At 72.0% G+C, this 20,416-nt stretch carries 14 protein-coding genes, 1 pseudogene and 1 riboswitch; of the genes and pseudogenes, 8 read left to right on the top strand and 7 right to left on the bottom strand.

Features of this window, described 5'->3' with window-relative positions; genetic code table 11:
- Positions 1–225: 225 nt before the first annotated feature.
- The gene (locus tag ABZW30_RS28215; RefSeq protein ID WP_355674011.1) at positions 226–1,617 is read right to left on the bottom strand and encodes a short-chain fatty acyl-CoA regulator family protein; all 1,392 of its coding nucleotides are present in this window, start codon (positions 1,615–1,617) and stop codon (positions 226–228) included.
- A 345-nt stretch (positions 1,618–1,962) separates the two neighbouring features.
- Here ABZW30_RS28215 and aceA point away from each other — a divergent pair, with 345 nt between their 5' ends.
- The 5 genes from aceA to ABZW30_RS28240 all read left to right on the top strand — a co-directional run bounded on the left by aceA (position 1,963) and on the right by ABZW30_RS28240 (position 9,145).
- Positions 1,963–3,255 (top strand): isocitrate lyase, encoded by a 1,293-nt coding sequence (gene aceA / locus ABZW30_RS28220; RefSeq protein ID WP_355674012.1) that lies wholly within the window; start codon positions 1,963–1,965, stop codon positions 3,253–3,255.
- 168 nt (positions 3,256–3,423) lie between these two features.
- A complete protein-coding gene (gene aceB / locus ABZW30_RS28225) occupies positions 3,424–5,034 on the top strand; it encodes a malate synthase A (RefSeq protein WP_355674013.1) in 1,611 nt (536 codons plus the stop codon).
- A gap of 25 nt (positions 5,035–5,059) precedes the next feature.
- Positions 5,060–5,926, top strand: a complete 867-nt coding sequence (locus ABZW30_RS28230) for a 3-hydroxybutyryl-CoA dehydrogenase (protein ID WP_355674014.1) — start codon at positions 5,060–5,062, stop codon at positions 5,924–5,926.
- Between the two features lie 48 nt (positions 5,927–5,974).
- A riboswitch (cobalamin riboswitch) is annotated at positions 5,975–6,169 on the top strand.
- 148 nt (positions 6,170–6,317) lie between these two features.
- Positions 6,318–8,657 (top strand): 5-methyltetrahydropteroyltriglutamate--homocysteine S-methyltransferase, encoded by a 2,340-nt coding sequence (gene metE, locus ABZW30_RS28235; protein WP_355674015.1) that lies wholly within the window; start codon positions 6,318–6,320, stop codon positions 8,655–8,657.
- A 59-nt stretch (positions 8,658–8,716) separates the two neighbouring features.
- Positions 8,717–9,145 (top strand): hotdog domain-containing protein, encoded by a 429-nt coding sequence (locus ABZW30_RS28240; protein WP_355674016.1) that lies wholly within the window; start codon positions 8,717–8,719, stop codon positions 9,143–9,145.
- Between the two features lie 383 nt (positions 9,146–9,528).
- Here ABZW30_RS28240 and ABZW30_RS28245 read toward each other — a convergent pair whose 3' ends face one another.
- The gene (locus ABZW30_RS28245; protein ID WP_355674017.1) at positions 9,529–11,085 is read right to left on the bottom strand and encodes a recombinase family protein; all 1,557 of its coding nucleotides are present in this window, start codon (positions 11,083–11,085) and stop codon (positions 9,529–9,531) included.
- A gap of 98 nt (positions 11,086–11,183) precedes the next feature.
- Here ABZW30_RS28245 and ABZW30_RS28250 point away from each other — a divergent pair.
- A pseudogene (locus ABZW30_RS28250) lies at positions 11,184–11,321 on the top strand (exodeoxyribonuclease III); the annotation flags it as partial.
- Between the two features lie 115 nt (positions 11,322–11,436).
- Here ABZW30_RS28250 and ABZW30_RS28255 read toward each other — a convergent pair.
- The 5 genes from ABZW30_RS28255 to ABZW30_RS28275 form a co-directional block, all read right to left on the bottom strand.
- On the bottom strand, positions 11,437–11,616 hold the full coding sequence (locus ABZW30_RS28255; protein ID WP_355674018.1) for a hypothetical protein: 180 nt from the start codon (positions 11,614–11,616) through the stop codon (positions 11,437–11,439).
- Between the two features lie 163 nt (positions 11,617–11,779).
- Positions 11,780–12,691 (bottom strand): MBL fold metallo-hydrolase, encoded by a 912-nt coding sequence (locus ABZW30_RS28260; protein ID WP_355674019.1) that lies wholly within the window; start codon positions 12,689–12,691, stop codon positions 11,780–11,782.
- A 23-nt stretch (positions 12,692–12,714) separates the two neighbouring features.
- The gene (locus ABZW30_RS28265) at positions 12,715–13,443 is read right to left on the bottom strand and encodes a prolyl oligopeptidase family serine peptidase (protein ID WP_355674020.1); all 729 of its coding nucleotides are present in this window, start codon (positions 13,441–13,443) and stop codon (positions 12,715–12,717) included.
- 319 nt (positions 13,444–13,762) lie between these two features.
- Positions 13,763–14,200 (bottom strand): ester cyclase, encoded by a 438-nt coding sequence (locus ABZW30_RS28270; RefSeq protein ID WP_355674021.1) that lies wholly within the window; start codon positions 14,198–14,200, stop codon positions 13,763–13,765.
- Positions 14,201–14,636: 436 nt separating this feature from the next.
- Entirely contained in the window at positions 14,637–15,884 is a 1,248-nt protein-coding gene (locus ABZW30_RS28275) for an MFS transporter (RefSeq protein WP_355674022.1), read from the bottom strand.
- Between the two features lie 93 nt (positions 15,885–15,977).
- On the opposite strand from ABZW30_RS28275, the gene ABZW30_RS28280 reads away from it, so the two are divergent.
- Positions 15,978–16,529: a helix-turn-helix domain-containing protein gene (locus ABZW30_RS28280; protein ID WP_355674023.1), complete on the top strand. Its 552-nt coding sequence runs from the start codon at positions 15,978–15,980 to the stop codon at positions 16,527–16,529.
- Positions 16,530–16,897: 368 nt separating this feature from the next.
- Positions 16,898–20,362 (top strand): hypothetical protein, encoded by a 3,465-nt coding sequence (locus ABZW30_RS28285; RefSeq protein WP_355674024.1) that lies wholly within the window; start codon positions 16,898–16,900, stop codon positions 20,360–20,362.
- The last annotated feature ends 54 nt before the right edge of the window (positions 20,363–20,416 follow it).

A 20,416-nucleotide genomic window follows, 5' to 3' on the forward strand; every position in this document is an offset into this window, starting at 1 on the left:
CGTCCCCTGCGGTTTATACCCCACCTTTTCCCGGGGGGGGGCCCCGGCCGCCCCCCGCCCGGGGCTCGGCGGTGTTTGTGGCCCGGGGGGGGGGCCCCCCCGCCCGCCCCCCCCCCACAGGCTTTCCCGCTCCCGCACCGGGCGTACGACGAACCGTCCGAAGATCCACCCGTTGCACCAGCGGTCAGGGCGAACGTCCGGTCGGGTGGCTCGGCACTGTGCCGCTCAGGAGGACATCGGGTACGGGACGAAGGTGCTGGTGCGCTCGTCGACCGCCAGCGGCCGGCCGATGGCGGGCGCGGCGCGCTGCGGGCAAGCCGGGCGGTCGCAGACCTTGCAGCCGAGGCCGATCGGGGTGGCGGCCGCCTCGTCGGCCAGGTCGAGGCCCGCGGAGTACACCAGCCGGCCTGCGTGGCGCAGTTCGCAGCCCAGGCCGATGGCGAAGGTCTTGCCGGGCCGCCCCCAGCCGCCGGGCGAGCGGGTGACGGCGCGGGCGGTCCACAGGTAGCGCCGGCCGTCGGGCATCGCGGCGACCTGGACGTGGACGCGGCCGGGGGCGGCGAAGGCCTCGTAGATGTTCCAGAGCGGGCAGGTGCCGCCGGTGCGGGAGAAGTGGAAGCCGGTGGCGGACTGCCGCTTGGAGACGTTGCCCGCGCGGTCGACCCGGACGAAGGAGAACGGCACGCCGCGCAGCCGGGGCCGCTGGAGGGTGCTGAGCCGGTGGCAGACCGTCTCGTAGCCGACACCGAAGTGGTCGGTGAGGTGCTCGATGTCGTACCGGGAGCGCTCGGCCTCCGTGTGGAAGGTCCGGTACGGAAGGACGAGCGCGGCGGCGAAGTAGTTGGCCAGCCCGATGCGGGTCAGCGACCAGGCGGTGGAGTCCACCGGGCTGTCCTGGGCGGCAAGTTCGGACAGCAGCGCGTCGTGCTCCAGGTACGCCAGCTGGGTTGCCATGCGGAAGGCCTGCTGGCCGGGGCGCAGCCGGTCCGACAGCCGCAGCACCTGGGCGTGCGGGTCGTACTGGTGCAGGTGGTCGCTGCCGGTGGTGATCCGGACGCCGTGTTGGGAGGAGAGCCGTTCGGCGAGCACGGCCCTGACCTCGCCTCGCCTGAGGTGGATGTCTTCGGCGAGTTCCTCGGCCGCGGTGTCGAGTTCGTGGAGGTAGTTCTGGCGGCGGTAGAAGAACTCGCGGACCTGTTCGTGCGGGGTGAGCACGTCGCCGGCTGGGCCGCGTTCGCCTGCGAGGACCGCGAGTTGCTCGGCGACGGCCCGTCGGTCGCGGGCCAGGTCGGTCAGCAGTTGGGCGACGGTGGGGAGCCGGGTGGCGACCTCGTCGAGGTCGCCGGGGGTGACGCGGCCGGCCGTGATCTCCTCGCCGAGGGCGTCACGCATGCCGGCGGTGAGGCGGGCGGTGTCCGGTGGGGCGAAGTATCCGGCGTCGACACCGAGTGCCTCGGTGAGGCGCAGCAGGACGGGGATGGTGAGCGGGCGGGCGTCGTGTTCCAGCTGGTTGAGGTAGCTGGGCGACAGGTCGATCAGCCGGGCCATGGCGGCCTGGCTGAGTCCGCGTTCCTCGCGCAGCCTGCGAAGTCTGGCACCGGCGAAGGTCTTTCCCATCGTCGCCCGTCTCCCTACTCCACGTGTCGACCGGATGGTGGGGCAGCCTAGCCGCAGGGATACGGATAACGCCTTCGCATGCTTCGCAGATTCGCTGATCATGCTTCGCAGAAATTGGCAGTGCTCCAGCGGTGACGGCGGCGGCGCTCGGTGCCAGAGTCGGTGGTGCGGCCGGGAGGCGCACAGGACGGCATCGAAAGGGCAGGTCAACTGCTCCGGTCCGCTGTCCGGGTGACCACGTCCCGCGGTGTTCCATCGCTGCCCGGCGCCGCCCGGCCGCCCTCTCACCATCGTGGTGAGAGGTGCCTCACATCCTTCGCAAAGCACCCTCGGGAGCGGATCACCATGACCCAGTCGGTTCGGCAGCAGCAGGAGCAGCAGGCGGCAGAGCTCACCGCGCGGTGGACGTCCGACCCCCGGTGGGCCGGTGTCGAGCGGACCTACACGGCGGCGGACGTGGTTCGTCTGTCGGGGACGGTGCGTGAGGAGCACACGCTGGCCCGGCGCGGCGCTGAGCGCTTGTGGCGGCAGTTGCACGACCAGGACTACGTCCACGCGCTGGGCGCGCTGACCGGTGGTCAGGCCGTGCAGATGGTGAAGGCCGGGCTGCAGGCGATCTACCTGTCGGGCTGGCAGGTGGCGGCCGACGCGAACCAGGCCGGCCAGACGTATCCCGACCAGAGTCTCTACCCCGCCAACTCCGTTCCCCAGGTGGTGCGCAGGATCAACAACGCGCTGCTGCGCGCCGACGAGATCGACGCGGCGGAGGGCAACGGCGGCCCGGACTGGCTGGTGCCGATCGTCGCCGATGCAGAGGCCGGGTTCGGCGGCCCGCTGAACGCCTTCGAGCTCACCAAGGGCATGATCGCGGCCGGTGCGGCGGGCATCCACTACGAGGACCAGCTGGCCTCGGAGAAGAAGTGCGGCCACCTGGGCGGCAAGGTGCTCGTCCCCACCGCCCAGCACATCCGCACCCTCAACTCCGCGCGTCTGGCGGCCGACATCGCGGACGTGCCCACCGTCATCGTGGCCCGTACCGACGCGCTGGCCGCCAACCTGCTGACTGCCGACGTGGACGAGCGCGACGCCCGGTTCTGCACCGGCGAGCGCACCGCCGAGGGCTTCTACCGGGTCGAGCCGGGCATGGCACCGGTGATCTCCCGCGGCCTCGCCTTCGCTCCGTACGCGGACCTGCTGTGGGTGGAGACCGGCACCCCGGACCTCGCCCAGGCCCGCGAGTTCGCCGAGGCGGTCAAGGCCGAGTACCCGGACAAGATGCTGGCCTACAACTGCTCGCCGTCGTTCAACTGGAAGGCGGCGTTGGACGACGACCAGATCGCCAAGTTCCAGCGGGAGTTGGGCGCGATGGGCTACCGATTCCAGTTCATCACCCTGGCCGGCTTCCACGCGCTCAACCACTCGATGTTCCAGCTCGCCCGCGGCTACGCCGAGCACGGCATGACGGCGTACGTCGACCTGCAGGAGGCCGAGTTCGCGGCCGTGCCGGACGGCTACACCGCCGTCAAGCACCAGCGCGAGGTCGGCACCGGGTACTTCGACCTGGTCTCCACCGCGCTCAACCCCGACGCCGAGACCCTCGCCCTGACCGGCTCCACCGAGGCCGAGCAGTTCCACTGATGCCCGGCCGCCCGGCGGGCTCGGTCACATCCCGTCGGAGCGTGCCATCCCCGGCGGCTCGCACAGCGGAGCGAGGGAGCTCCGTGCCGCCCACCCGCCCGGGGCCGCGTTGAGGGACGCGGTCCCGGGCCCCACCCACTTCACGTTTCCTGCTTCCTGGAGAATCGGATGAGCCAGTCCCGTCGCGTCGAGGTCCTCGGAGAACCCGAGGACCGCTTCGAGGAGGTCCTCACCCCCGAGGCCCTCGCCTTCCTCGCCCGTCTGCACGACGGGTTCGCCACCCGGCGCACCGAGCTGCTCGCCGAACGCGGGCGCCGCGCCACCGCGCTGGCCGCCGGCGGCACCCTGGACTTCCTCCCCCAGACCCGCGCCATCCGCGAGGACCCGACCTGGCGGGTGGCCGGCGCCGGCCCCGGCCTCGCCGACCGCCGCGTGGAGATCACCGGCCCGCCCGAGCGCCGGATGACCGTCAACGCCCTCAACTCCGGTGCGAAGGTGTGGCTCGCGGACTTCGAGGACGCCACCGCGCCCACCTGGCACAACCTCATCACCGGCCACCTCAACCTGCTCGACGCCATCGAGCGCCGGATCGACGACACCACCCCCGAGGGCAAGCGGTATTACATCGGGGACAACCCGGCCACCATCGTCGTGCGCCCCCGCGGCTGGCACCTCGACGAGCAGCACCTTTTGATCGACGGCCGCCCGGCCATCGGCGCGCTCGTCGACTTCGGCCTCTACCTCTTCCACTGCGGCCGACCGCAGATCGCGGCCGGTTCCGGCTCGTACTTCTACCTGCCGAAGCTGGAGAATCACCTCGAAGCCCGGCTCTGGAACGACGTCTTCACCTTCGCCCAGGCCGAGTTGGGCATCCCGCACGGGACGATCCGCGCTACTGTCCTGATCGAGACGATCACCGCCGCATTCGAGATGGACGAGATCCTCTACGAGCTGCGCGAGCATGCCGCCGGGTTGAACGCGGGCCGCTGGGACTATCTGTTCAGCCTGATCAAGAACTTCGCCCACCACGGCCCGCGTTACGTCCTGCCTGACCGTGCCACTCTCACGATGACCCAGCCCTTCATGCGCGCCTACACCGAACTACTCGTCCGCACCTGCCACCGCCGCGGCGCCCACGCCATCGGCGGCATGGCCGCCGCCATCCCCCAGCGCGACCCCGAGGCCAACGAAGTCGCCCTGACCAAGGTCCGCGCCGACAAGGAGCGCGAGGCCGGCGACGGCTTCGACGGCTCCTGGGTCGCCCACCCCGGCCTCGTCGACATCTGCCGCACTGCCTTCGACGCCGTCCTCGGCAAGCGTTCGAACCAGCTCGACCGCACCCGCGCGGACGTCGAGGTCACCGCCGCCGACCTGCTGGGCGTCCACCGGCTCTCCGCCGGCCTGCCGACCGACCAGGGCCTGCGCTCCAACGTCGCCGTCGCCTTGCGCTACCTCACTGCCTGGCTGGGCGGCTCGGGGGCGGTCGCCGTCTTCGGGCTGATGGAGGACGTCGCCACCGCCGAGATCGCCCGTTGCCAGATCTGGCAGTGGCAGCACCACTGCACCCGGCTCACCGGCGGCACGCTCGCCACCGCGGACGCGGTGCGGCGGCTGATCGACCGCGAGCGGGCGACCCTGATCGCCGAGGGCGCCGACCCCGAACTCGTCGACAACGCGGTGCGGATCCTGGAGGAGACCGCCCTCGGCGACACCCTCCCCGCCTTCCTCACCACCGAGGCCTACGCCCGCCACCTCGTCCGCGTCCGCACCGCAGCCTGAACCAACCCCGTACGGAGGCATAGCCATGAACGAGATCCGACGAGTCGCCGTCGTCGGCGCCGGACAGATGGGCTCCGGCATCGCCGAGGTCTTCGCCCGCGCCGGCCTGGACACCATCGTCTGCGAGAACGGCCCGGCCGCACTGCGAGCCGCCCGCGCCCGCATCGACCGCTCCCTCCACCGCGCCGCCGACCGCGGCCGGATCAGCGAGGAGCAGCGTACCGATGCCTGGGCGCACCTGCTGTTCGCCGACGACTTGGAGGCCCTCGCCGACCGTCAACTGGTCGTCGAGGCCGTCGTCGAGGACGAGCGGGTCAAGACCGACGTCCTCAGCACCCTGGACAAGGTGCTCGCCGACGAGAACGCCGTGCTGGCCACCAACACCTCGGCCATCCCGGTCACCCGCCTTGGCATCGCCACCGGCCGCGCTTCCCACGTCCTGGGTCTGCACTTCTTCAACCCGGCGCCCGTCATGCCGCTCGTCGAGCTGGTGTCGTCGCTGCACACCGACCAAGCGGTGCTGGAACGGGTGGAGACCTTTGCGCGGGTCGCACTCGGCAGGCACGTCATCCGCTCCCGGGACCGGGCCGGTTTCGTCGTCAACGCGCTGCTGGTGCCCTACCTGCTCTCCGCGATCCGCATGGCCGAAGCCGGCCACGCCACCCCGGAGGACATCGACGCCGGCATGATCCACGGCTGCGCCCACCCCATGGGCCCCCTCCAACTCGCCGACCTCATCGGCCTGGACACGGTGGAGGCCATCGCACAGTCGCTGTACGACGAGTACAAGGAGCCGCTCTACGCGCCCCCGCCGCTGCTCTCGCGCATGGTCGAGGCCGGCCTGCTCGGCCGCAAGTCCGGCCGGGGCTTCCACCGGCACCCCACCCGGTGAACCCGATCGACCCGAGGCGCCGGGTGCGGCTAGGGTGAGCGGTGCAGCTGGTTCGCCCCGTCCGCCAGGCGGGATGCGTCGCAAGAGGGAATCCGGTGGGAATCCGGAACTGCCCCGCAGCGGTGAGTGGGAACGAAAGCCGTCAACAGCACTGGGAGCCCGATGGGCCCTGGGAAGCGACGGCCGGTAGGAGCCGGTACGGCCCAACGGGCCCGGCGCGCCCGCGAGTCCGAAGACCTGCCACTGCCCGTGCGCCGCAGCGGCGCGCGGTCTCACCGGGACCTCGCGGGAAGGTCGGCGGCGGCACGGGCACGGCGGACTCACTCCCCGGGCCCGCTCCTTCGCGCACCCTCCCCCTCGGGGTCCGTGCGAACTCGCGAAGGAGAGTTCCGTGACCACCCATCCCATCGCCACCGTCCACGGCTACCCCCGCCAGGGCCCCGGGCGTGAACTCAAGCGCGCCACCGAGGCCTACTGGGCCGGCCACGCCACCGCCGCGGACCTGCTGGCCACCGCCGCCAAGCTGCGCCGCGACGTCTGGCAGCAGCTGGCCGCCACCGGCATCGGCGAGATCCCCAGCAACCACTTCTCGCTCTACGACCACGTGCTGGACGCCGCCTTCATGCTGGGTGCCGTTCCGCCCCGGCACCGCGCCGCCGCCCCGGCCGACGCCCGGCCCGGTACCCCGGAGCACATGCTGGCCGTGTACTTCGCCGCAGCTCGCGGCACCGCCGACGTCGCACCGCTGGAGATGACCAAGTGGTTCGACACCAACTACCACTACCTCGTCCCCGAACTCGGCCCCGACACCGTCTTCCGCGCCGACCCGGGCAAGCCGCTCACCGAGTTCGCCGAGGCCAAACTCCTCGGCCACACCACCCGGCCCGTACTGCTCGGGCCCATCAGCTTCCTCCTGCTCTCCAAGCCGCACGCCGACGCACCCGCGGGCTTCCAGCCGCTCACCCTGCTCGACCGCCTGCTGCCCGTCTACGCCGAGATCCTCGCCGACCTGCGCGCCGTCGGAGCCGAGTGGGTGCAGCTCGACGAACCCGCCCTCGTCCAGGACCGCACCCCGGCCGAACTGGACGCCACCGCCCGCGCCTACCGCGACCTGACCGCCCTCACCAGCCGGCCCCGGCTGCTGGTCGCCTCCTACTTCGACGCCCTCGGCGAAGCCCTGCCCGTCCTCGCCCGCACGGCCGTCGAGGGCCTCGCCCTCGACTTCACCGGCCCCGCCGCCGCCAACCTCCCCGCCCTCGCCTCGCTCGGCGGCCTGCCCGGCAAGCGCCTGGTCGCCGGCGTGGTCGACGGCCGCAACATCTGGACCGCCCACCTCGAACAGGCCCTCGCCACCTCCGCCACCCTCCTCGGCCTCGCCAACCACGTCGACATCGCCCCGTCCTGCTCCCTCCTGCACGTCCCGCTCGACGCCACCGCCGAACGCGACCTCGACCCGCAGGTCCGGCGCTGGCTCGCCTTCGCCCGCCAGAAGACCGACGAGGTGGTCACCCTCGCCCGCGGACTCGCCGAAGGCCGCGACACCATCGCACCCCAACTCGCCGCCAACCGCGCCGCCCGCGACAGCCGAGCCACCTCGACGCTCACCCACGACCCCGCCGTACGGGCCCGCTGTGCCGCCGTCCGTCCCGAAGACGCCCGCCGCACCACCCCGTACACCGAGCGCGCCACCGCCCAGCACGCCCGACTCGGCCTGCCGGCGCTGCCCACCACCACCATCGGCTCCTTCCCGCAGACCGCCGACCTGCGCACCGCCCGCGCCGAGCTGCGGGCAGGACGGATCGACGCCGCCGGCTACCGGGAGCGGATGGCGGCCGAGATCCGCGAGGTCATCGCCTTCCAGGAGAAGACCGGCCTCGATGTCCTGGTGCACGGCGAACCCGAACGCAACGACATGGTCCAGTACTTCGCCGAGCAGCTCACCGGCTTCCTCACCACCCGACACGGCTGGGTGCAGTCCTACGGCACCCGCTACGTCCGGCCCCCGGTGATCGCGGGCGACGTCTCCCGCCCGCACCCGATGACCATCGACTGGTACCGCTGCGCCCAGGACCTGACCGACCGTCCGGTCAAGGGCATGCTCACCGGCCCCGTCACCATGCTCGCCTGGTCCTTCGTCCGCGACGACCAGCCGCTCGCCGACACCGTCCGCCAGGTCGCCCTCGCCCTGCGCGACGAGGTCACCGACCTCGAAGCAGCCGGCGCCGCCGTCGTCCAGGTCGACGAACCCGCCCTGCGCGAGACCCTCCCGCTGCGGCGCACCGCCCACGCCTCCTACCTCGCCTGGGCCACCGAGGCGTTCAGCCTCACCACCAGCGGCGTCCGCGCCGACACCCAGATCCACACCCACATGTGCTACGCCGAGTTCGGCGACATCCTCAGCGCCATCGACGACCTCGACGCCGACGTCATCTCCCTGGAAGCCGCCCGCTCCGCGATGGCCGTCGCCGCCGAACTCGCCACCGCCGGCTACCCGCGCGAGGCCGGTCCCGGCGTGTACGACATCCACTCCCCGCGCGTGCCCACGACCGAGGAGATCACCGGCCTGCTCCGGACCGCCCTCGCCCACCTCCCCGCCGAACGCCTGTGGGTCAACCCCGACTGCGGCCTCAAGACCCGCCACTGGGCCGAGGTCCGCCCCGCCCTGGAGAACCTCGTCGCCGCCGCCCGCGCGGTCCGCGCCACCCTCGCCACCCCGGACGGCGGCCGGTGACCGCCCCCGCCGCCCCCGCGCGCACGCCAGCCGACTCGGCGGTGACGCTGGCGCACATCATGAGCGAGCACGACACCAACCTCTACGGCACCGTCCACGGCGGCGTGGTGATGAAACTGATCGACGACGCGGCAGCCGCCGCGGCGGGCCGGCACGCGGGCGTACCGGCCGTCACCGTCTCGGTGGAGGAGATGACCTTCCTCGCCCCGGTCCACGCGGGCGATCTGCTCACCGTCCGAGCCCAGGTGGACCGGGCGGGGCGCACCTCGATGGACGTCGGTGTCGTCGTCACCGCCGAACGCTGGAACACCACCGGCCCGGTCAGCCGGGTCGCCACCGCCCACCTCATCTTCGTCGCCATCGACGCCGACGGCCAACCACACCGCGTCCCCGCACTCGACCCCGTCACCGCACCCGACCGACGCCGCGAACGACACGCCCGCGACCAACGCCGACACACCCGGCCAGGACACACCGACACCGAATAGCCCAGTGCCGGCCGGTCCACCCTGGACCGGCCGGCACGAACAGCACCTCATGCCCGGCCGGCAGGTGACCGGCTGTCGCGATCTGCTGTCTGACGGTCAATGCCAGTGCATGGATGCGCATCGCAGAGCTGCTCAGAGGTCAATCCGGGCGTCGAGCCCGAACAGGCCGCGGCCCGTGAGTTCCTCGACCCCGACCTGAGCTCGCCTGTGAGCGGGGGTACATGTGCAGCGTCCACACGATCACCTTCGAGCGTGCGGGGCCAACGGGACGCTGACCCGCGGGCCGGGGGAGCAACCCCCGCGAGCGCGGGGGTTGCTCCCCCGGCCCATCGACTCCCCTATGAGTGCGCAGGGCGATGAGCGATGTCCTGCGGTTCGTCGGCTTATGCCGGGCTTCCCGCGCACGCCAGCTTCAGCACTCGTGCTTCGAGTTCTGCGGGCAGGTACCAGCCTTCGACGGTGGGCGTCATGTAGAGGCGGGCCTTGAGGCCGAGGAGGAGCTGGCGGCGGTGTTCCTGGTCCGCCGCGGTCCAGGCGTCGGCGAAGGTCTCGCCGGTCTCGACGTCGATCCACGCGGAGGCGCGTTGCGGGAGGGCTGCAAGGCGGCGGCGTTCGTCGACGAGGACTTCGAGGGCTTCGGAGTACTCGTCATCGCCGCCGGGGTAGTCGAACAGGCCACGGCGTTTCTCCTCGCGCAGGTCGCGCATGGCCTGGGTGACATGGTTGAGCTGCTCGGTGTGGTCCTCGCCGGGGATGAACCTGCGCACAGTCATCGCCAGCCCCGCCAGGCGATCCACCAAAGCGGTGATCGCGGCGGTGACACGCTCCCCCTTGACGGACTGGCCCTTGCAGGCGGGCTTGCCGGCCGTCTTCGCGCACCGGTAGTACTCATAGGTGCGGCCGTTCTTGGCGAGGTTCACCTGCCGGTAGAACCGGTCACCACACCGGTCGCAGTGCACCACCCCCAGCCACGGCGACGCCCCGTTGGAACGCTCCTTGGTCACCGACCGCTTGTCCATCGCCGCCTGGACCGCAGCCCACTCCTCCTCCGTGAACAACGGCTTCGCCATTCGAATCGGCAGACCCTTCGCGTCACGGGCGATCTTGCGCGCCTTGACGGAACGGCCGGTCAGCTTCAGGCCCATCGTTGCTGGCGAGCGCAGGATCTTGCCGACGCTGGTCGGGTTCCAGTGGTTCGACGGAGCGGTCTTGCGCTTGCTCGTGTACGTGTCGCCCTGGTTCTTGTACGCGTGGGTCGCCGGAGTGTCGAAGCCGGCGGCTTCGAGGGCCGCGGCGACCATCCACTGGCTCTGGCCTTGAAGCAGGAGCTGGCCCATGTACCGGACGGCCTCCGAGGTCACTGGGTCCGGCTCCAGGGTCCGCCCGCCGCCGGGACGATCCACGATTCGGTACCCGTACGGCGGCTGCCCACCCGCCCACCGATCCGTCTTGCGTAGATGCTTGTGAGCCGCGGTGACCCGGGCCTTGATCCGCTTGAGCTCCATCTCGGCGAAGATCGAGGCCAGCATCAGGAACACCTTCGCCAGCTCGTTCCCGAAGGACGACTCGCGGCCCTCCCGGTAGTCGAGGGAGATCCCGTCATCGGTGAAGACCAGGACCTTGTGGTTCTCCTCCGCCCAGTGGGCAACATCCGCGCAGTCCTTGGCCGACCGGAACGCCCGGTCCACCTTGGCCCACACCATCGCGTCCCACTCCCCCTGCCGCTCGGTCAGCCACGGGCCCAGATCCGGCCGCTTCCACGGCGTGACCTCTGCCGACACGTCCAGGTCCTCGAAGGAGCCGACGATCTCCCACTCCTTCGACAGAGCGTGCCGGGTCGCCGACTCCGCCTGCACGAGGTGCGACACCTTGCCCACGTCCCCATGCGTGTCCGACACACGCGAACCAACAACCGCCCGAACCGGCGCCAACGACGTCATACTGCCCACGGGAAGCCCCCTACCGCCCAGGCCAGCAGGCACCCTCGAACAAGCCACTCTCGAACGGGTGAACCTTTTTCGAAAAGGCGTCTATCCGCTGGAGGATCGACCTGCATTGCACAACGCCCGGCATCACCGCCAAGGCGGTCGAGGCGTACGTCGAACGCGCCGACACCCATGCCGAGCGCTGGTCCGACCACGCGCCCGTCACCGTGGTGTACGACCACGACTTCTGACGCGCCTCTACGGGAGATGCCCCCTGCTCAGGCTTGAGTGGTCGGCGGGGGCGCCCCCGTCCAAGCGAAGCGTTCCTCGGCTGGATCTTCTGGTGGTACCCGGCCGCGGTCGAACTCACCACCACACTTGCCGGGCGCCAACAGGCCCACGGCTGAACTGGTCACCTCGGCCGGGCCACGGGCTCGTCATGAGCAGGGTCGGCCCGGGGCCCTCGCCGGTGTCGAGCGTTCGGATGCCCAGACCGTCGGCCGATCCGGTCACCAGCGCATGGCCGGCCATGCTCGTCGTCGTCATCCTGGTCATCCCTTTCGAGGCGTGTCGCCCCTGGGGCTGGGGGGCATTCCCTAGAGGTGCCGGGGGTGTACGACTGCGGCCGCGCTGGACCGGCGGACCCGGGCGCCGGGCACCTGGAGGGGCGGAGGCGGGCTAGGGATCCGAGGCCGCTCAGGCGGGCTGGTCAGTCCATGAAGACGCTCCAGGCGACCGCGTTGAGGTTGTCGCTGAGGAAGATGTCGTGCCCTCCGACGCGCTGCTCCCAGGACGTGGGCATGAGTTCCGCGGCGCGGGCGACGACAGCGTCGATCCAGACCTTGAGCCGGGCCTGCTTGTTGTCCGCCGCCACGCCCGCGGCGACGGCGGCCTGCTTCAGGTCCACCTCCCCGAGCGCTTGGGTGGCGCAGTCGCGCAGGTCTTTCAGGTACTCGCGGTTGGTCTGCACGTCCTCGGGGGTGCCGTACAGCGCCATGTGCCCGGAGACGACGGTGTCGAAGTCGTAGGTGAGCATCTGGTCCATGCCCCTGTAGTACGCGGGGACGTGAGGGGCGAAGAGCAGGCGGAAGAACGGCGCGTTCTTGACGGTGAAGCTGTCGATCGCGACCAGGATCCGCTGCTCGGGGAGCTGGATGAACAGGTTTCCCGGCTGGTGCCAGTCACCGGTGTACTCGAGGATGAACCGCTCCCCGTCGATCTTCAGTTCGGTGCTGGTTCCGCTGAAGGTCTCGTTCGGCACCGGCCGACGGGGGTCGTTCGCCTCCTGGATGAACTGCGCGGTGAGCTCGTGGGCGATGACCTTCACGCCCTCGCGTACCAGCAGGTGGGCGGAGCCGATGTGGTCGGCGTGCGCGTGGCTGTAGATCAGGTGGGTGACCGGCTTCGAGGTGACCTCCTCGATGCCCTGCAGCATCCGGCGGTCCAGGTCCGGCGGTGCGTCCACGACGACGACGCCGCGCCGGGTCTCCAGGAACAGCGTGTTCACCATCCCGCTGGTGATGCCGTGGGCGCCGCCGCCGAGGTCCGTGACGTGGTAGCCCACCGACTCGTGGATGTCGGGGCCTTTGGCGAAGTCCGGAACGGGAGCGAAGTTCGTCATGGCTGGTCTCCTTCGTGTCGCAGTCAGGAGCGACGAGCGTGGGGAGGGATCGGGGCGCGGACCTGCTCGGCGCTCCACACCTTGGCGAAGGCCGTCCAGGCGGCCGCACCGCCGTTGCCCTGGGCGAGGCCGGGACTGTGCGGGCCGTGCGGGAAGACGTGCACGGTGTGCGGGACCTCGTGCGTGGCCGGGGCCGCGGCGAGCCGGTAGGTTTGCTCGGGCGGGACGTAGATGTCCTCGGCCGTGTGCCACAGGAAGAACGGCGGCGACCTGGAGGTCACCAGGGAGTCGAGCGACGTGGCCCGGCGCAGAGCGGGCGAGGCGTCCTCACCGAGCAGGATCACGCGCGAGGGCCGGTAGGTCTCCGTCTCCATCGACGTGATCGCGTAGCCCAGGACGGCGAACTGCACCTGCTCGGACGGGTCGTCGGTGGGGGCGAGGGCGACGTGCCCGGCCAGATGGCCACCGCCGGAGAAGCCGACCACCCCGATGCGGTCGGCCCCCTGTCCCCGCAGACGCCGGATCTCCGCCCGCAGGGCCAGCAGCGGTTCGGGATGCCGCACGTTGAGCGGATACCGGAAGACGCTCGCCGACAAGCCCGGTCCTGAGAGCCAGGCGACGACCGGCTCCGCCTCGTGCGAGGCGTGCTCCGCATGACCCCCGCCCGGCAGCACGATCACGTGCGTCACCGGGGACGGGACGCTCCCGGTCTGCTCGCGATCCGCCAGTCGGGTGTCGAGTCGATCGCTCACAGCGCACCACCTCCGCACCTGCCCACGGACGCCGCAACCGGCCCCGATCCGTCGGCCTGTACCAAGGTCACCACCGCGCCGGCCTCGCCGACATCACATGAACAGGTTAGGCGACCACTTCGCGGGTGCCTTCTCGCAGCTCACGCGGTGGGGCTCCCCGGCAGACGTGACCACCCACTGCACCGAGCAGGACTGCTCGGCTGCGGCCCCGTCCACACGAGCCCCCGTCGCCGGCGGACGCCCAGGGGCCCGCGCACTCGGCGGGACGAGCCGGCACTGCCGGTGGTTCCGGCCTGGGGCGTCGCCGCTGGCGCCCGCGTCAGCTCTTCAACTGATCGAGCGCGGTCATCCAGTTCTCGGTGTGGTAGCAGTTCGCGAGCTTGCCGTCGCGGACAGTGAAGATGTCGATCGCCATCGTCTTGAAGGACTTGCCGGTGGGGGCCGCGCCCCAGAACTCCGCCACCGGCGTCCCCGTCGCCCGCCCGCGCACGATGACTTTGTCGTCGACGACATGCAGGTCGACGACCTCCCACTCGAGGTCGGGGATCGCCTCGCCCATCGACTCGAACACGTTGGCGAGCTGGTCGCGCGTCAGGAACTCCTCGTTCGTGTGGTACGACTCATAGTCGTCGACGCATGCCTGGGCGAGCAGGCCCGGTACGTCCTTCTCCGCCGGTCGGTTCAGGGAGTCGTAGAACGGAGCGGTGATCCGCCTCGCTTCGTCGACGGTGAGAACGGACTCGTTGATGGTGGTCAAGTGGCCAACTCCTTGAATGTCGTCCCTGGCCACCGAATTGGTGACCAGTCGGGTCAACTCCGTTGTACGCGTTCCCCCTGACAACCCGTCAAGTCCAGGACCTTCCTCCGGCCGGCTCGGCAGCCGACAGGCTGCCCTGTTGAGGTCGAGCTCGTTGCGTTCACGTCACGGCTTGAGTCTCCTACAGTGATCGAGTCCGCATCCCTCACGTGCATGGGTGAGACGGGTCCGACGGAACTCCGGCTCCTCGACGCCGGCCGACGGACCCGCCGACCGTCCCGATCTGTCCGGCCTGGATCCGGGGGCACGGCGCTGCCATCGCCAGCCGTCCGGCGCCTGAGCTGCAAGTGTCGGAGCGGCTCCCACACGTGCGTGGGAGCCGCTGCTCGTACCCATGGCCCGGCGCGGTGTCGGTGTGCCGGGGGCTTGGTCCGGTTCAGTGGATCGGCTCGATCCGGCGCTGGGCGAACAGTCCCAGGATCGCGACGGCGAGGATGGCGACGCCATAGCCGAGCACAGTGGCCAGCAGGCCGACAGGGGCGATCAGGAGGCCCGCGATGACCGCCGGGATCCCGAAGCTCAGGTATGCGACCACGTACACCGACGCGAACAGGCCCGCCCGCTGGTGCGGCTCGGCGAGCGGGGCGATCTGGCGGATCGCGCCGGAGAACGAGGCGCCGAAACCCACGCCGCCGATGATGCCGCCCAGCCAGAGCAGGGCCAGCGCGCCGGCTGCGACCCCGGCCTCGATCACCGCGGTCCCCAGCAGCACCGAGGCCGCGCCGATCAGGATGGTGCGCCGGGCACTGAGACGGCCCAGGAACAGGCCCGCCGCGGCCGCAGCCGCCGGTTCGACGAACGCCGTGGCGCCGTTCAGCAGGCCGCTGTGCAGGTGGAGGATGTTCTCGATGATCGTGGGCACCAGGCCCATGAACAGTCCGGCGAGCATCCACGCGGCCATGTGGACGGGGACGGCCGCCATGAACTCGCGGCGCGCCGCCGTCGGAACGGAGACCCGGGGGATCAGCGAGCGTGCCGCTCCGGGCTTGCCGGGGGCGGTCTCGTGGGAAAAGACCTCGATGGCCGTGCCGGCAGCCATGATCACTGCCAGGGTGGTGAACACGATCAGGCCCGCGCGGCTGCTGACCTGGACCGCGGCGCCGGTCAGCAGGGCCCCCAAGCCCAGCCCGCCCGCCGGGGCGACACTGGTGACGACGGTGCCGAGCCTCTTGTGGCGTTCCGGCGCGTGTTCCACGACCGAGGCCGAGAACGCACTGGTGGCGGCACCGGTGGCGATGCCCTGGATGGTGCGCGCGGCGATGACCCAGCCGATGTTCGGGGCGACGGCGAACATGACCATCGACGCGAGCTCGACCAGAAGCGATCCGATGAGGATCGGGCGGCGCCCGATGTGGTCGGAGAGCGATCCGGTCACCAGCAGGGCGGTGAGCAGGCCGATGGCGTAGGCGGCGAAGGCGACCGTCAGCACCCAGGCCAGGAAGTGCCAGTGCTGTTCGAAGACGACCAGGAGGGGGGCGGGCGCGCCGGCGGCCACGTAGAGCGCCGCGAACGCGGCCGCCGAGCCGGCGAACGCCGCGTGGGAGGGAAGCCTCCTGCGGGGCCGACGGACGGCGGGTGCCGTGAGGCCGGAGCCAAGGACCGGCTCCGCTTCGGTGATGGTCATGGTGGGCATCTCCTAAGGCCAAGATGTGTGCCTTAGGACTCAACATAAACTCGTTCGTTCTTATTGCCAAGCGATGTGCATTAATCTGGTTGCATGAGTGCAGAACCGTCTCCCCGGCGCCGCACCGGTGGGCGCAGCGCGGTGGTGTTGACCTCGATCCGCAAGGCGGTCGAGGAACTGATCGCCGAGCAGGGCAGCGACGCGGTCACCATCCCGATGGTTGCCGAGCGCGCGGGAGTGAACCATTCGAGCATCTACCGGAGGTGGGGAGATGCCAGGACCATGATCAACGACTTGGCGACCTACCGGCTCGACCCGGATCGCCCCCTCGCCGACACCGGGGACGTGCGGGCCGACCTCGCTACCTGGGCGCAGGAACTGCTCGACCACTACGGCTTGCCCGTCAATGCCGCCCTCCTGCGCGGTGGGGCCGCCGCGGCCGGTGAGGGCGAGTCCGACTGCCTGCGCGATCGCCGGGCCGAGGCGGCCGCCTTCGCCGCGCGGCCCGGCGCCGCGTTCAGCGGCGACGACGTCATCGACAAGGTGGTCGCCCCGATCATCTACCGGGTGATCTTCCTGCCCTGGACCCTGCCCGACGTGGACGCGCGCTCGCTCGTCGACCAGCTGGGCGACCGCTTGAACTGACCGTCCGTCGCATGCCTGCCAAGTGCCTTGACGGCTCGTCAGAAAAGTCAAGGAGTGGTGTGGCCGCAGCCCCGAACGTTGCGCGGCCGTAGCGAGTCGACGGAGCGGGCCCTGACCGTGGTCCGTGCCGCCAGCCGGCACGGCTCTGGAGGAGTGGTGCTCGTCAGCGGAGCGGCCGGCATCGACAAGACCGCGCTCGTGAGCGGCCTGCGAGGTAGCGCGTCTTGGTCGTCCCAGCTCCCGCAGGTCTTCTTGGCCAGGAGCCCGGACGTAAGTCTCCACTCGTCGGCACGCGGTCGTCCTCTACCTCCGTCGTCCACCCGAAAACCGTGCGACTGCGGGGGCGACGGGCCTGTTGAATGGCCTGCATGTCCAGCACACCGCAAAGCCCGGCCGAAGCCGTCGACCACCTCCTCGCCGAGCTCGATCCGCTCGCCTACCCGGTCCGGATGCGGCGGCTCGCCGTCTGGACGACGGGGCTGTGCCAGGGCGGCGGAGCGGAACGGCTCAGGCCGCTGCTGGCGGAACTGGACACGCGCGGGGCCTACGGCCGAGGGCTGGCCGGGGTCGCCGCGACAATCGCCGAGGACGTCGGGTTCATCGTCGCGCGGCTCACCGATCCCGACCCGGCCGTCAGCCGCCAAGCCCTGAAGGCCGCGCTCCGCCTGTCGGTCGCGAACGAGGCGCTGGCCGCGGCGCTGGCCGACGCGCCCGCCGTCCTGCGCCACCGGCTCACCACCTTGATCGTGGCCCGTGGGCGCACCGCGCTGGCGGAGCGGCTGCTGGTCTCCGTCCGGCAGTCGTGGGGGGACGCGGCGGCCGCCCGACTGCTGCCGGGGTGCGGGCCCGAGACCGTCGCGAAGGTCTTGCCCGAGCTCTTCCTGGCCGTGGCGCAGTGGCGCAACCTGGCCCGTCGCCACCCCGACCTGCTGCTGGACGAGGTGGCCCGGCAGCTCGCCGAGTTGCCCGAGCCGGCCCGCGCAGCGTGGTGGCAGCGCAACGCGGACGCCCTTGCGGCCGTTGCCGGGCCACGACCGAAGCGGGTGCTGGACCTGCTGGAACGTCACTGCCCCACGCGGTTGCCGCGGCCGGTGCAGGAGTGCCTGGGCCGGCTGCTGACCGCCGCGCCGGGCCGGACCATCCGGTTGATCACGCTGCCCGAACGAGCCGCCGCCGCATCGATCTCCCGCAGCGCGCTGACCCGGGCCGCCCGGCTCGACCCGCCCGAGCTGTCGGACCTCGGCCGGGCCTGGAGCACCGCCCCGATGTGGCTCGCCCGGCTGCTGCGCGCCCTGCCGCCGTCCCGGCGCGAAGCGTTCTACGACCACGCCACCGCCGACCGGGACCTGAGCCGCAGCGAGCTGTCCGAGGCCGTGCTCGATGCGCTGCCCCGCCGACGGGCGCAGGCCGAGGCCCGGCGGATGGCCGCGCAGGCCGCCGAGCGCGGCGCCGCGTGGTCGGTCGTGCTGGCCCACATCGCCCACCTGCCGGTGGCCGAGGCCCGGCCGCGGCTGCTCGCCGCCACCCGTCGGCCCGCAGCGGAGGACCGGGCGCTGGCCTACCCGCTGCTGGTCCACAACGCGGCCCGTTCGGGCGAGCCGGCCGCCGTCGGCGAGCTGCTCGACGAGCTGCTGCGGCTGCGCAACGAGCAGGATCCGGTCCGCTCCCCCGCACTGGTCGCGCTGGCCGCGGTCCCGCCCGCGCTCTTCACCGCGGCGGCGGCCAACGCCCTCGGCCGGATCGTCACCGACGCCGTCGAGGCCCGGGACACCTCCTGGCCGACCCGCCAGGCACTCTCCCGGCTGGCCCTCGGGGTGCTGCGGGAGCACGCGGCGAGCGGTGAACATCCGCTGCTGGATTGGTCCTTGGCTACCCTGCGGCAGCTCTCCGGGACGCTCGGCAGCGTACCGCTGGGCCGGCTGGACACCGTGCTGCGGCGCGGCCAGGAGGTCCAGGTCTTCGAAGCGCTGCGGCCGTGGCTGGCGGCCGGCGCGGACCAGGTCGACCACACCCTGACCTTCGCCCTGGCCGAGGCCCTGGGCCGACGCGCCCACCACCTGCCCGAGCTGCAGGAACTCCTCTGGGAGGCCGTCCAGTTCGGCGACAACGCGACCGTCATCCAGGCCCTCCGGTACTGGCTCGCCGACCCGGCGACCCGGGACGAGCGGGTGGCACCGGTGCTGGAGCTGGAGCCGTCGGCAGCCGTCCTGCCGCCGGTGCTCGATGTGCTGGCCCGCCGGCGCACCGACCTGCTGGACACCGTGCTCGCCGACACCCCGCCGTACGGGCGCTTCCTGGTGACGGGAGCGCACTGGTTGCCGCCGGTCGACGGGATCGAGTGCTGGGTCCCCAGGCAGCGCGCGGCCGCAGCGCGCCTGCTGGCCAGGGCGGCGGGGGACGCCGTGCTGCCCGTGCCCGCGCGGGCCGGACACCTGCGCACCCTGGCGGCGATCCCCGAGCTCGGCTTCGCCACCGTCCGCCGGTACGCCGAGTCCCCGGACACCGTGCTCGCCGAGGCCGCGCTCGGGGCCCTGATCTGGACGGACCGGCCCGCCGAGGCATTGCCGTTGCTGCTCGCCCAGGCGGGCAACGACCGGGCGCGGGTGGCCCTGTACGCGGCCGGGCGGGCCGCCGGGTTCGTCGCGCCGTCACGGCTGGCGCCCGTGCTGCGGGCGGCGCTGCTACCGGTGGCAGACGGCCCGAGGTCGGCGGCTGCCGGCGGGGCCGGCGGCGGTGAGGCCGGCGGCGGGGCGAAGGTCACCAGCCGGAAGGAGCTGGTACGGCTGGTCGCCCGCCTGTTGCCGGTGGACGCCGCCGTCGTGCTCCTCACCGAGGTACACGACCTGCCCGGGCAGCATCGCGACGTACGGACGGCTGCCGTGGCTGCGGCCGTCGGGCTGCTCCCCGCACCCGCGGCCTGGCGGCTGCTCGAAGGTGCCGCGACGAGCACCCCGGCGGCCCGGTCCGAGGTGCTGCGCACCCGGCCGCTGGACCTGCCTACTACCGACCGCCCCCGCTACGCCGCCTTGGTGGGCCGGGTGGCGAGCGGGGACGACCTCGCGACCGCCCATGCCGCGCTCGATCTGCTGGCCGGCTGGTCGCCCTGGTACCCCGAAGCGGAAGCGTTGTTGGTGGCGGGCACCGTCGACCTCGCCAACCGCGCCTCCTGGCGAGCCGCGGCAGCCGGCCTGGCAGCGCTGGCCACCGCCGGCACGGGCCGCCGGCTCACCGAGGCACTGGCGCAGCTCGTGGCGATCGAGACGGAGGCCGCGGACAGCACGGAGCACGGGGACGGGCCTGGGCTGGACGCTGCTGCCGACCGGGACCGGCCGGCCCGGCAGCGGATCGACCTCCTGGTTGCCCGGCTCAGCGCGGGCATGGCCGACCGCCCGTCGGCGGCGGCCCGGGCCGCTGCCGACGCATCAGCTGAACTCCTCTCCGAAGCAGCCGACTTCACACCACATGCCATCCGGCTGCGCACCGCCACCCTGGACCTCGACGCGTTGCACGACGACCTGCTCGTCGGGCTCGACCAGTTGGCCTCCCTGCACCGTGACCGCCCGGTGCTGGCCGCCCGCACGGCGGAGGCCCTGCGGAGCCGGCTCAACACCCCGCGCCGCCCCGGCGACCCGGCAGCGCTGCTGAGCGTGGTCCACCGGCTCGCGGCGCACGGCGGCTGCGCGCACGGCCTGTTCGCGGTCGGCCTCACCCACGCCCTGGGCCCGCGCACCGGGTGGCCACCTCAGTGGCGCGCCCTGCTGCGCACACTGCGGCAACACCCGCAGGCCGACGTCCGGGAGGCGGCACTGGCGGTGCGGACGGCGGTGGAGTAGGGGTGCGGTGGAGCGACCCACCCACACCAGGCGCGACCACGGCGCACGAGATCT

This window comes from Kitasatospora sp. NPDC004669 (assembly GCF_040609455.1).
In the GTDB taxonomy this organism is placed as follows: Bacteria; Actinomycetota; Actinomycetes; order Streptomycetales; family Streptomycetaceae; genus Kitasatospora.

Excerpts from the sequence above, each read along its gene's own strand:
- ABZW30_RS28240 (WP_355674016.1), top strand. The coding sequence starts at position 8,717 with ATGAGCGAGCACGACACCAACCTCTACGGCACCGTCCACGGCGGCGTG.
- ABZW30_RS28215 (WP_355674011.1), bottom strand. The coding sequence starts at position 1,617 with ATGGGAAAGACCTTCGCCGGTGCCAGACTTCGCAGGCTGCGCGAGGAA.
- aceB (WP_355674013.1), top strand. The coding sequence starts at position 3,424 with ATGAGCCAGTCCCGTCGCGTCGAGGTCCTCGGAGAACCCGAGGACCGC.
- ABZW30_RS28280 (WP_355674023.1), top strand. The coding sequence starts at position 15,978 with ATGAGTGCAGAACCGTCTCCCCGGCGCCGCACCGGTGGGCGCAGCGCG.
- aceA (WP_355674012.1), top strand. The coding sequence starts at position 1,963 with ATGACCCAGTCGGTTCGGCAGCAGCAGGAGCAGCAGGCGGCAGAGCTC.
- ABZW30_RS28230 (WP_355674014.1), top strand. The coding sequence starts at position 5,060 with ATGAACGAGATCCGACGAGTCGCCGTCGTCGGCGCCGGACAGATGGGC.
- ABZW30_RS28285 (WP_355674024.1), top strand. The coding sequence starts at position 16,898 with ATGTCCAGCACACCGCAAAGCCCGGCCGAAGCCGTCGACCACCTCCTC.
- ABZW30_RS28255 (WP_355674018.1), bottom strand. The coding sequence starts at position 11,616 with ATGACGACGACGAGCATGGCCGGCCATGCGCTGGTGACCGGATCGGCC.
- ABZW30_RS28275 (WP_355674022.1), bottom strand. The coding sequence starts at position 15,884 with ATGACCATCACCGAAGCGGAGCCGGTCCTTGGCTCCGGCCTCACGGCA.
- ABZW30_RS28260 (WP_355674019.1), bottom strand. The coding sequence starts at position 12,691 with ATGACGAACTTCGCTCCCGTTCCGGACTTCGCCAAAGGCCCCGACATC.
- ABZW30_RS28245 (WP_355674017.1), bottom strand. The coding sequence starts at position 11,085 with ATGACGTCGTTGGCGCCGGTTCGGGCGGTTGTTGGTTCGCGTGTGTCG.